Here is a 12,610-nt window from a genome sequence, read left to right on the forward strand (position 1 = left end):
TGAAACAAGTTCAGCATGACTAACTATGACATTCATCCTATTAACGCAATTTTTGGAAGGCCGTCCAAGACCTTTCCATTCTGAAAAGGATTAATGAAAATAAATCTATTCATCAAATTGCAAGAATTTTGTCCACGAAAGATCTAATATCTACAATTGCGCTCAGTATAGACCCTGCGAACCAATCTCCTAATACCCTCCGATTCATGACTCAACATGACCATCCTTTTTAGCCTCTTCAACAAAAAGTCCCTCTAGTGATTTTCTCAATGGATGGAGTGCTATTATGTCTACACCAGATCCTGAAAGAACCTCTAAAACCCTAGATTTAATACCCTCGTCAAATTTCAGAACTATAAGACCCGCCCTTTTTTCAATGGTTACGTTGAGATCGCTCAGATAATCGAGAACCGTTTCATCTTCTACCCTTAAAAGCATCTCATAGATTGAATGCATATCTTCAAAAAGCTTTCCGAGTTCGCCAATTTTTACTACCTTCCCATTAATAATAATTGCCACTCTTTCGCAAAGCGCTTCTACATCGGAAAGAATATGCGAACTCATAAGAATGGTTTTGCCTAGTTCTTTTTGTTCCAGAATTAATTCTCTGATTTCTCTCTGTCCGATGGGATCAAGGCCACTCATTGGCTCATCCAGGATCAAGAACTCGGGGTCATTTATCAAAGCCTGAGCAATTCCAACCCTCTGCAACATGCCTTTGGAATACTTTCGAAGCTGAATCTTTCTGGCATGGGTCATTTTTACCTTTTCAAGCAGATAATCAGCCCGTCTGGAGAGCCTGTCTCCATTTACACCATGTAATTCCCCCATATAATGCAATAGCTCTTCGCCGGTCAGGTAATCATAGAAATACGGATTTTCGGGCAGATAACCTATCTTCCTCTTCACTTCGACATCTCCTAGGGGCTCACCCATTAATTCAACCCTCCCGCCCGTAATAGAGACGAAGCCGAGAATAACCTTAAACGTGGTGGTTTTTCCCGCGCCATTCGGTCCAACAAAACCAAAGATCTCCCCTCTGTTAACCGAAAATGACACATCTTGCAGAACTCTAACCTTCTTCCTCAAGAACCCCGAAGTATAGTCCTTTACTAGATTATCTATCTTTAACATGATTCAAAGATTAAATATTGCCTGAGATTATAATCAGCCATTAGAAATATTCAAAGCAATTCATAAATCTAGTGATCTACGAGCAGAGTAGGAACCCTGTTGCAATTTAGGTGTTGCAAACTTTGTTAATAAATTTGATATGTTATATTGATTTAGCCCGAGGACGCTCGCTTCAAACGGCAATCACACCCGTCCGCCGATGGGGTACGCTCTCACAAATTAAGAAGGAAAAAAGAAGAATGAAGGGCGGAGGTAAGCAGATCCACCCTTCATTTACGTAAGTTTTTAATCACAAGCTCCAGAAAATCCACCAGAACTCTCGTCACGGGAAGCTTCAAAGGTCCCCTGATTACTTGACGGTTGGGTAGAAGTTGTACACCTTATCACACCATCTCCCCAGACGCCGTAATCCCTTCTCCCGCTCTTCTGTACCGAATTAGGCGATGATTCAAAGCCGAAGTCCGACTGTAGAATCGGGTCACTACCGACTCTTGCCCAATCCGCGGCATCAATACCATCATCAGAATCTCCGGTCCAACCGACACAATAGCCCGCCTTTGAATCAGGACAATCAGACGTAAGTGCCGCACTCCCATCACCAGCGGTGGTTATGGCTCCCGTAAAGCTGTTATCTACGAGCGCATCCTGTTCATTACCCGCGCACGCAGCTGCAGCCACGCCTGATCCGTCGTCAGGGCACCGTAGAGAACCATCTAGCGACGGAGGGGTATCACCTATTAAATCTGTAAAGTCTCTCGTACCATTATTGTCCGCGTCCTGCTCAAAAAACTCGCCCTCGGCATCCCTGAGGGTCTGCATAGCCTTTCTGGCATTCGCCTCGTTTGCCGAAATCCTCGCCTTAATAAGGTTTGGTATCGCTATGGCAAGGAGGATACCGATTATCGCCGCTACGATCAAAAGCTCGATAATGGTATATCCCCTTTCACTTCTACCTAATTCCTTAAACTTAAATCTCATGTCCTTTACCTCCTACAAAATTTAATTTCAAATCTCACTACTTAACGCCCAATACATTCAAAATGGCAAAAAAATCCCTTATATATCTTATACCCGATCACACTTCTTACTAGGAATTCATAAATTCATTTACTCTTTGTGTTTTTAACAACGTATTATTATAAATCACTTGAGAAATAGATGTCAAGCCTTTTTTTTTAAGTTCAATAACCTACAATAGAATTCGATATCAATCGCTATCTTGTAGGATTAAGAATACCTGTCACTCTCGTTTAGAAAGATATTTTTCTTTATCGTGTTCGACGAAGAAAAATAGGGACATAGGGACATCTGTCCCTATTTTCCTATTTTACACGAGCTCCTTCATCAATTTACAAACACTTGGCAAAAGTAAATATGCGATCTCTTGTTGACCTTCAACCATCAGTTCTCTCTCGGTCAGAATTCTCGAAAGATATTAAGTCACCTACGTCACAATCCAATGCCTTGCACAAGGCGTCTAAAGTTTCCCTTCTGATTCCTTTCCAGGTGTCGTCGTAAAAAGGCTTCAGACTTGTAAGAGAAATGCCAGACTTTCTCAATAATTTGGTTCTAGTCATCCTCTTTGCACCGAGGATCGTTGACAAATTGCACTTGATCAATCATCACACCCCCTAAGATGATCGGGAATTTATAATATCTATCTAATCATTTGTCAAATATTTCTTCGAATAATAAACAAAATACCTTGACTTTTATAAAGAAAACTTCTAATATCATTCCTTGAGTAACTAAAAGATATCTTTTAGTTACCCTGCCGAATAAAGGAGGATGGAAGGATGATCGGTTATGCAAACTCCACGGCCAGTCCGTTTTTGCAATTTGTGTCAAGAGGAAATAACCCTCTTAATATTCTAGTAACAGAACTCCCCGGGCATTGCTACCTGTGCAATCATGAATCTAGGTCTTTATTCATATTGACGTTCAATATGTTGGCCTGCCAGGGATGCTTCGATTTCGCTCTACGTTGCAATTTCTTCAACGACACAAATCCAATCGATCCCTCATAGTAACTGTGGTCAGTAACCGGGGTCGTTACCCTACTTGATACTTAAATTAGGTTAAATAGACAGACCAGGTCTTCCAACCTTGACGACTGATTGTCGTTTGTGAAATAATAGACAACGGAAAACCCGACCGACCGAGTTGAATAAAATTATCTGGAGGCTAACATGAATGGAAAAGAGTCTATTAGCATAGAGGGCACCTATGAGCTCGTCTCACGGAAGCTGCCAAACGGCACGATACTGAGGCCGCCTAAAGTCATTGGCCTTCTCACCTTCACAGGGCAGTACAGGAACTTTAACATCATCTCCAAGAATTCCAGAAGCAAGATTCGTTCAATGTCCTACATAGCCAAATATAAATTGACGAGAACCAGATACACCGAGAGAAGCATTTATCTTATGATCAACGATCAGATTAATAATAAGGGAATCAAATATGATCTAAAACACAAAACCGCTTCCTCCCCTGTAACAATTAAAGGAGGAAAAATACAGTTCAAGCTCCCTCATTTTGATGAACCTACACTTGTTTTCGAGAAGAATAAATTGACGGCGCAGCCGCCGGGCTTTATTAATCACGTTGATACATGGAAAAGAGTTAATTGAGATAAGGTCCCGATCCTCTCCTAAATGCCTACACGAGCACAGATAAATAAATGAAGACAGATACGCGTCTAGACTTCAAAGCTTTGCCAAGATCCACTTAAAAATGTTTAACAATTGAAATGATGGTAGAAAGCTTAACAAATATTTCCGCCATCTTACCGGTATTCATCCGATAAGAAATATTGACTGATAAATTTTTTACCTTACACTTGAGTTACATGGGAGGTCATACACAAATGAAGCCTAAACTCAGTGTATTTTTATTAGCTTTCACCCTAGTAACGTTGTTGGTCGCGGGAAGCTTTTATGCCATCGATGAACCTGCGGCGTCCCGAGAATCATTCGACTTAAATCTGGTCGAAATAGACCTTGAGCCCGTTTCCATTGCCTTTTTAAAACAGGAATTTAACTCCGAAATTCTTTTGGCTCAAAAAAATTGTGGAAACGAAACTTGCTCCGCCGAAGAATGTTGTTGTCTTAACATAGATACGGGCGCACAATGTTGCAGGCCCCAAGGTAACACTGCTAATTGTGTGGAAGCGTGTAAAAAAAGCAAACCATGTTAAAGTCAAAAATCACGATGATGAAATAATGATCAATTGAATTCTACAGGCGAATATTTTATTATGAGCTTAAATTATGTTAATCACATTTGGTAAATATTTTAATTTCTATTGCAAAATAGGTGATCCCCCTCATTCCTTGATAGAAAAAATGATTACCGTCCGACGGTGCTATCGGCAAGGGGCTTAACCCTGATAAGGTAATAGGGTGGATTTCCTCCTTCATTTCCACGATTAAGTAGCGGATGAAGATTAAGCTGATTTACTGTTACATACAGCCAACCGTCTGGACCGAAGGCCATTCCATCTGGCCATTTTAGAAGCTTGTCATCCTTTACAAGCATTCGATATCCTTCAGGATTAGCCACCCCTATCGCATGATTTTCAATATCGGTAATGTAGACATTTCCGTTACGGTCGATGCTTATTCCATCGCTGCTTCTCTTCTCTCCATAGGGTTCAATCAATCTATCAAGTTCGTCATCAGAAAGATTTGGATCGGTCAATGCGAATGCCGGGATTCTGAAAAGCCCCTTTCCATTAATAGAGCCAAAATACACCCACTCATTATTTATATCAATGGTGATGGGATTCAATCCCAGAAAGAGGGGGACGGTCTCACCGTTTGAGGTTTTTGTAGCAAAGGAGTTTTCATCTATGACAATTTGTTCATTGCCAGGCGCGAAATGGGCATTCCCTTCAAGTACACGGCGCACAAGGCCCGTATCAAGGTCTATTACTACGATTGCAGGGAGACTTTCGCCTGTTAGGTCTCCGCGTGTCATATCCGCTATGTATGCCATGTTGCGCTTGGTATCGATTGCCATATCCTGATGAAATGAGTTTGGTCGAGACGCTGACGCAGGGAAAACTATTATTCTTTTAAGGGTGTCTTTCTTCGTATCCCATCCCACAAGTTTGGGAGCATATTCATTACCTCCCATGTCGAGCATCCAGACTATGCCATTGGTATCAGCCTTTATTCCTATAACCGCTTGCATACCGATTCCGTCGGATCCCACAGCGCTAGCCCATGTCTCAGATGGAAAAGGCTTGCTGGAACCGTCTGGAAGTATTTCAACAACTCGGTATGAAGGGTTGTCAATGGGCTGCATGCTTACTATCTTTCGACCATCTGGCGTAACTGCGGGGTTACCAGGGCGATTTTCAAATTTTGCAACAATTTCAACTTCTCCAAAAGAAGAAGCTGTAAAAATTATGGCAAAAACCAGTACAAATTCTTTTATACCCACGATTATAACTACACCTCCAATCCTTATGATGCGAGAAGGTTAGTCCAAAATACCGGCTAATCGAAGTCTATAATCTAGCAAGCATTGTTAAATGGTCACTTGCTCATTTTGTCGTCTAATCATTTGGTTTCCAGGAGCTTTTGAGTAGTAGCTTTCTCAAACACCACGTCTTTGGGATCACGCTGGGGCACGTCAAAAGACAAAACAATAAGAGGGCGTTCCAAGATTTCAATTACACCGTGATATGTACCTTTCTTAAAGAATATAAGATCTCCAGCCGAAACAACCCTAGGCTCATCTTCCGCGATTACGAAGCGAGCTTTTCCTGATATAACGTATAGATGTTCGTCAGATTTAGTATGATAATGCCTTGGCACTTCTCGGTTAACCCTGAATACCCTGACTCCCGCATCGGGCCTGTCTATCAATCTTTTGTCTGTAACCATGCTATCGCTATCTGGAGGTAAGCTCCTGGCTATAGAGTCAATGTCTAATATTCCATATTCACTTGTCTTATCTAATAGAGCCTGTTGTTCTTTAGCAACATTATCCAAGGCCTCTTTCGGGGACATACCGCCAGTGATCGCTAAGTTGATATTCTTCTGATACATATCCAGAAGTTGAGGATATTCAACGAGGTGCCAGTAATCCTTCACCCGACTCATCGAAATCGGGAAAATGGAATTATAGGGAGTTGCGTTTTCGTAATCAGGTGAGTTCAGAATATCAACCCTACCAGTTTGGCCCCCCCCTCGAACCCATTCCCACTGTCTCGGATTACTCATCAACCATTCAAGAAATTTCCAGGCTTCATCTACATTGTTCGAATACTTTGAGATACTTATTCCTTGACCTCCCACCGAATTGTACTGATGGAAATTGCCATTGATATCCTTTTCGCCCGGAAGGGGCGCAAAGCCCATCTTATCGGCCATCTTATTTACTTTAGGGTCAACGTAGGTATTGAAGAAGTAATACCAGTTGATACCCATCGCGACATTCCCACCGTTAATTGCATTATTGACTTCGTCGTAGTACCAATTGGCTGCCCCTGGAGGTGCGTAGTCGAACAATTTCTTGAAGTATTCTAACGCTGCTACAGATGCTTGGGAATTAATTACCCCTTCGGCCTTCTTTGTTTCGGGGTTCCATAAATCACCGCCGAAAGACCAAAGAACATTGTTAAAAGCGCTGGTAACTGCATCATAGTCCCGGCTGCCATATAAGGCGATACCATAGAGGTTCTTTTCAGGACGTGTGAAGAATTCGGCAATGTCCTTCAACTGGCCATAAGTTTTGGGAACCGCCAGATCATAGCCGTATCTTGCCTTGAAGTTTGCCTTTTCCTCGGGGCTTTCTAATAGATCCCTTCTATACACCAGACCCATGGCATCCTGATTGATGGGCAAAGCATAAAATTTGCTTGACCCTTCGGGATATTCCGCATACTCGACTATGGATCTCGGATCGTAGTCCTTAATTCTTAAAGTATTACTCTTTTCCAAGTAGGGGTTCAATAATAAAATGTTGCCTCTCGAAGCAAATTCGCTCATTGACTGACTGTCGAATATTACAAGATCATATTTCCCTTCTTTTGATGCAAAATCGGCTGCAATTGTGTCATGCCATTTGGCCCATGGAACTAAATCAACGTTGATGACTACGCCTGTTTGCTTCGTGTATTCCTTGCCCATTTCATTCAACAAGTCACCCAGGACACCAGAATGCCAGATTATATTGAGTTCCGAGGGTTTTTGTTCCTCAGCTTCTAAGGTAGAAAAATTTGTAATCACCATGATAAAAAAGATTGAAATAGCGAGTAATGTTCTCCTGTTCATTTTAGTCACTCCTTTGTTGATAAATAATAAATTTGAAATTAGCCAATTCATCGTAAAATTGGTATCGTAAAGATTGTGCATGTGATAAAAAACCTTCTTTGATCATTAATTGATCGTTAGTTTAGGGCTATCATTTTAATATCCCTAATTATATTGTTCAAAAAGCAAGGGGTCAACTCATTTGTTGACTAATTATCATTTTGATATTTCCTTCTGATTATGTCTATATTCCTACGAATTCGGTTTCCAGGCGCCTTCTATGACGTCGTGAACCGATGGGATCACGTAAGTGAAAATATTCCCTAGGTTGGGATGTATTTATTGAGAAGTTTATGCGGTCGCACATTAAAGAATAAAGCCGACCGGCTTCGAGTGAGTAGTTACGGTGTAAATTGGTAGGCATGCAACGAAGTGCGTTTGAAGACAGAATGAGATAAAAGTTTCAGAAGAAAGCTGGGAGAGGTCCAGGCTATAATTAGTCAACAAAAGATTTGACCCCTTGCTTCCTTCACGGTGACAAAATGGATTCCCTACTAAGGAATTAGGGACTGACTTAAGGTGGGGAATTGCGGTTATTAGCACTGGGTCGCACATTGGGATAGCCCAAGGGCGTATTATAATAATCTTATCATTCGATTGACGTCTATTTCAACTATTAAAGATTGATTCACCGGTGAAAGTAAACGACCTTTATTCGATTCTTTTTGCAATCATAAGAAAATATTTAATCAAATGCAGGGGATGATATCTTTTTTCCTGCATAATCTCAAAACCTGAGTTTTTCATGCACTCAATTAGGTCCTTTCTTCTGTACATTCTCTCATAGGGGTGATTAGTCAGTTTTCTCAAGATCTTGCCGGTCGCCGTCTCAAATGTTTCTATTGAAAAATCCTCCACGATTAACTCCCCACTTATTTTCAAGACTCTATTTAATTCTCTTACGCAGTCCTCCCAATTTGGTATATGATGAATGACCCCAAAATCAAATACAGCATCAAACTGTTCATCCATAAATCTCAACTTTGTGGCATCCCCCAATTCAAAGATAATGGAATCGTCAGCATTATACCGTTTAGCCATGCTTATCATTCTTTGATCTAAATCTACTGCATAAATCTTTAGTGGAGAAAAATATCTTTTTATCAATCTTGCTCCAGTCCCATTACCACACCCAATTTCGAGCACGACTTTGTTTGAAGGCAAAGATGATAATCTCCTAATATCCTTCAGTTCAAATTTATCCTGGATAAAAGCCCTTGTACGACTATTTATAAAAGAAAACTCAATCTTATTAAGTATCATTCTTTATCAAAGCTTGCTAATATAAGATGTGAGACCATAAGGGTCAATGCTTTAGTTTGCTAACATCTCTACAGTTACTTTCCCCGATGGTGAGCTCAAAATATAGGTCTCCGGGCTATCGGGCAATATCAGAGGGTAATTAATGCCAAGTACCAAACCTACAAACGAGTTATCTGCAGCAACGAGCAGAAAACACGTTCCGTCTTCAGGAATCTTTGCCTCCCATAGACCCTCGTAACTTAGCCCCGTCAATATAAAATCGTGTTTTCTTTTCCATTCGCTAGGATCGGACGTTAGTACATTACCGTTATAATCCAATATGTACGCCACGGGGTAGACAATGGTCTCTCTAAAAACCGATCTACACTTACACGAGGTCGTAATCTTGAAAGAAACCGTGCTGCCACCGCTTCCCTTGAATTCGAACAGCCTATAAAAGGATCTATATTGACGGCCATTTGCTAGCTCGATAATAGGATTTCCTTTGCCCAGCTCAATCTCGATTATATCATCTGGAGAAATCTCCTCAGCCTGGTCGACCTTAACAGCGTCGCTGAATTTATTTGCTACATTGTTGGACTCAACAGACTCGATAGAATCATATAAGCTCTGCGGTGAAGCGGCGCAGCCTAAACATATGAATAACATTATGATGAACGATCTATTCTTTGATGTCATAATTTCTACTCTATCGACATCCTTTTCGATCCACAAACAAATCATTCAGTTAAAATTAAACGGATCTACATCGATTTGAATCTTAATATTACGAGATATTCTGCTCTCTCTTAAGATCATCGAAAGCTTTTTCGAAAAATTATGGAGCGCCCCCATGTTCTTCGACCTGAGCAGCATTTGATAACGGTATCGATTTCTTATTTTATAGATTGGAGCGGGCGAAGGCCCGAGTATTTTTACCGCTCCAATAGGCATCTTTGACACCAATTTTCTGGCCAGTTCTCCCGCAATCCCAGCAGCATTTACAGTTTCTGATTCTACTCTACCCTGAAACCTGAAGTTTATCAGCTTCGAGAATGGGGGATAGTCCAAATCCTCTCGAAGCTTCAATTCCTCTTTCAAAAATCCAACAGTATCCTGTTCTAAAGCGAATTTAATGCTGGGATGCTCGGGATTGAAGGTCTGTACAATTACCCTTCCCGTCTCGTCCCCTCTTCCCGCCCTGCCAGCAACCTGAACAACCAATTGAAACGTCCTCTCTCCCGCCCTAAAGTCGGGTATTCCAAGAGATTGATCTGCAGATATAACGCCAACCAGAGTTACACCGGCAAGGTCGTGTCCTTTAGCAACCATCTGCGTTCCAATAAGAACATCCACCTCACCCTTTTCTAATTTATTATAAAGACGAAGTAGCTTATTCTTACCCACCACCGCATCCCTGTCCATTCTGTATATTGCAGCTTTTGGTAAAATCCTTTTAACCTCATCCTCGATCCTTTGTGTCCCCATTCCCAAGCGTCTTAGTTCATTTCCACATTTCAAACAACGATCAAACAACTCCTCTGAAATCCCACAGTAATGACACTTAATCGAATTATCCTTTACATGATACGTCAAAGAAATACTGCAGTTAGGACAGGAAACTATTTCTCCGCACGCCTGACATACTACCAAGCTTGAAAAACCCCTCCTGTTGAGGAAAAGGATAGTCTGTTTCCCATTAATTGAGTTCGCTGTTATCGCTTCCCTCAATGGCTTAGAAAAAACTTTCCCCTTCTCTTTTTTCATGTCAACGATCTCAAGGACTGGAAGAGCTCTGTCTTCAACCCTTAGGGGAAGTGAAAGATACGTGAACTTCTCTTTCTGTGCATTTGCATAAGTTTCAGCAGAAGGCGTTGCAGAACCAAGTATCACAACTGAATTTGTCATCTTCCCCAACACCAGGGCTAAGTCCCTTGCATGGTAACAGGGACTTTCATCCTGCTTATATGATGTTTCATGCTCTTCATCTACTACTATAGTCCCCAAATTTTTAAATGGAGCGAATATCGCTGATCTTGCACCTATAATTACACTCACGCTCCCTCTGCTTGCCTGCCTCCATGCATCGAATCTATCACCTTCACTGAGAGCACTGTGAACAACCCCTACCCTACTACCAAACCTCCCGCGAAACCTCTTAACAAGTTGAGGCGTAAGTGAAATTTCAGGCACCAAGACTATTGCCTCCTTTCCCTTATCGATAACTTTCTCTATTGCACGCAAATAAACCTCTGTCTTTCCGCTCCCTGTGACTCCGTGTAGGAGATACGGAGCAAACTTTTCCGTGACTATAGAATCAGCTATTTTCCGAAACGCCACTTCTTGATCCGGATTTAGGATTGGTGGATTCTCATGACTTATAGGAATCGCCGAAAACGGATCCCTCGAGATCTCTACGCGTTCTATCTTAACGTATCCACCTTTCTTTAATTCTCTTACATGATGGTTGATATCACCGAACACCTCCTTTAAGCTCGTATAAGGAACCCTTTCATGAGAAATTATAAATTCAAGGATCTTCGCTTTCGCTGGACTTCTCCTCTGATAGGCTTCATCTACCCTTAACCCTTCTGTCGGAGAAAGTACATTTTCCGTCTTTATCTTGGGCTCTGAACGAAGTTCATAATCAAATTCAATTAGTCCTTTTCTCTTGAGAGAATTCAGTGTCTCGTGGGTAAGCCCATGTACTACGTTAAAGAGTCTCTCGACTGTAACTCCGGAGATATTATTCAAAGTTTTTAAAACAAGTTCCTCATGCTCGCTGAATTTCTTTTTACTCGGGATACCTTCTTTATGTTTGCATAATTTTATGATCTTCTTAAGGCTAATGCCAAGACCACCCGGATGCGCTGCTTTTAACACGACACCGAGCGAAGTAATGTAGTAGCTAGAAACCCACTTCAGGAAATCAAGCCTCTTTTCGTCGAAAAGCGGCTCCTCGTCAACAATATCAATAGCATCTCTCAGGTTTATTCCCTCCGGAGGTTTACCAAGTCCAACTATGAAACCCAGCATCTTCCGATTCTTAAAAGGCACTACTACACGTTTCCCTATCTCAATTCCGCCTCTGAGGTGAGAAGGAACTGAGTAAGAAAATGTATCTTCACTTGGTATGGGTATTGAAACCTGTAAGACTTCTTTCATTCTTATCTAGTTATTTGGAGAGTCTAAACAGTTTAGTTCCTACTATCAATAATCGTGAACATATTAGCGCGTGCTAATTTAAAAATTCTTACTCGAACAAATTTCGAGAGCGAGCTATATGATCATGGCAATCCCGAAATCACTAATCGGAAATAAGTAAAAATACTTGTGGATCCCCTCTCAAGCCTGGCCCCGCATGTTTCTGGCGGGGAACATTCGAGGACAGAATTTTTAAAAGTATTTTCTTCACTTATCTTAATGCTCCAAGGGATGCACCGCTCTGCCGTCCTGCGTCATTGCGAAATTTGTGAAACAAATTGAAGCAATCCCACGCCGTGTCCCAAACACAGTTATTGGGAATCCATAAAAATACCTCTGGATCCCCGATAACTATCCTCGGGGATGACATAACTACTAAAAATTTAATTCAACCACAACCCGCAAATTTTTTTAACGTCTTCGTTTCTGATTTTCTTAACACTGAAACAAGTTCAGCACAGGCCGCAATTTTTGGAAGGCCGTTTAAGTCCTTTTCATTCTTAAAGGGATCAATGAAAATAAAACTATTCGAGAAACTATAAAAATTGTGCCCCCGAATTATCTAACATCTACAGGTATAACCTCAAGGTGATACTTAGGGGCTAGCGCCAGTAGCTTCTGTACCGCTTCTTGACTGACCGGAGGTGGGGCGGATCTGTCCACTAACGACTCACCCACCTCTTCAAAAAATTTCTCGAAACCGGCGG

10 protein-coding genes are annotated in these 12,610 nt (G+C 41.4%); 2 read left to right on the top strand and 8 right to left on the bottom strand.

The features are described from left to right. Window positions 1-204: 204 nt before the first annotated feature. The 3 genes from VGA95_09315 to VGA95_09325 form a co-directional block, all read right to left on the bottom strand. A complete protein-coding gene (locus VGA95_09315; GenBank protein ID HEX9666737.1) occupies window positions 205-1,134 on the bottom strand; it encodes an ABC transporter ATP-binding protein in 930 nt (309 codons plus the stop codon). A gap of 285 nt (window positions 1,135-1,419) precedes the next feature. Beyond that, entirely contained in the window at window positions 1,420-2,112 is a 693-nt protein-coding gene (locus tag VGA95_09320) for a prepilin-type N-terminal cleavage/methylation domain-containing protein (GenBank protein ID HEX9666738.1), read from the bottom strand. Window positions 2,113-2,528: 416 nt separating this feature from the next. After that, a complete protein-coding gene (locus VGA95_09325; GenBank protein HEX9666739.1) occupies window positions 2,529-2,753 on the bottom strand; it encodes a helix-turn-helix transcriptional regulator in 225 nt (74 codons plus the stop codon). Between the two features lie 570 nt (window positions 2,754-3,323). Between VGA95_09325 and VGA95_09330 the strand changes: the two genes are divergently transcribed. Then, window positions 3,324-3,764, top strand: coding sequence for a hypothetical protein (locus VGA95_09330; GenBank protein ID HEX9666740.1), 441 nt, complete (start codon window positions 3,324-3,326; stop codon window positions 3,762-3,764). 236 nt (window positions 3,765-4,000) lie between these two features. Continuing rightward, the gene (locus VGA95_09335; GenBank protein ID HEX9666741.1) at window positions 4,001-4,330 is read left to right on the top strand and encodes a hypothetical protein; all 330 of its coding nucleotides are present in this window, start codon (window positions 4,001-4,003) and stop codon (window positions 4,328-4,330) included. Window positions 4,331-4,482: 152 nt separating this feature from the next. Here VGA95_09335 and VGA95_09340 read toward each other — a convergent pair whose 3' ends face one another. The 5 genes from VGA95_09340 to priA form a co-directional block, all read right to left on the bottom strand. Continuing rightward, window positions 4,483-5,580 carry an L-dopachrome tautomerase-related protein gene (locus VGA95_09340; GenBank protein ID HEX9666742.1) on the bottom strand — a complete coding sequence of 366 codons (1,098 nt, stop codon included), beginning with the start codon at window positions 5,578-5,580 and terminating at the stop codon, window positions 4,483-4,485. A 119-nt stretch (window positions 5,581-5,699) separates the two neighbouring features. Further along, a complete protein-coding gene (locus VGA95_09345) occupies window positions 5,700-7,418 on the bottom strand; it encodes an extracellular solute-binding protein (GenBank protein HEX9666743.1) in 1,719 nt (572 codons plus the stop codon). A gap of 690 nt (window positions 7,419-8,108) precedes the next feature. Then, window positions 8,109-8,720 (bottom strand): class I SAM-dependent methyltransferase, encoded by a 612-nt coding sequence (locus VGA95_09350; protein HEX9666744.1) that lies wholly within the window; start codon window positions 8,718-8,720, stop codon window positions 8,109-8,111. Between the two features lie 51 nt (window positions 8,721-8,771). Then, window positions 8,772-9,398: a hypothetical protein gene (locus tag VGA95_09355; protein ID HEX9666745.1), complete on the bottom strand. Its 627-nt coding sequence runs from the start codon at window positions 9,396-9,398 to the stop codon at window positions 8,772-8,774. A 45-nt stretch (window positions 9,399-9,443) separates the two neighbouring features. Beyond that, window positions 9,444-11,864 (bottom strand): primosomal protein N', encoded by a 2,421-nt coding sequence (gene priA, locus VGA95_09360; protein ID HEX9666746.1) that lies wholly within the window; start codon window positions 11,862-11,864, stop codon window positions 9,444-9,446. Window positions 11,865-12,610 lie beyond the last annotated feature (746 nt).

The organism is Thermodesulfobacteriota bacterium (genome assembly GCA_036397855.1).
Taxonomy (GTDB): Bacteria; Desulfobacterota_D; UBA1144; order Nemesobacterales; family CSP1-2; genus DASWID01.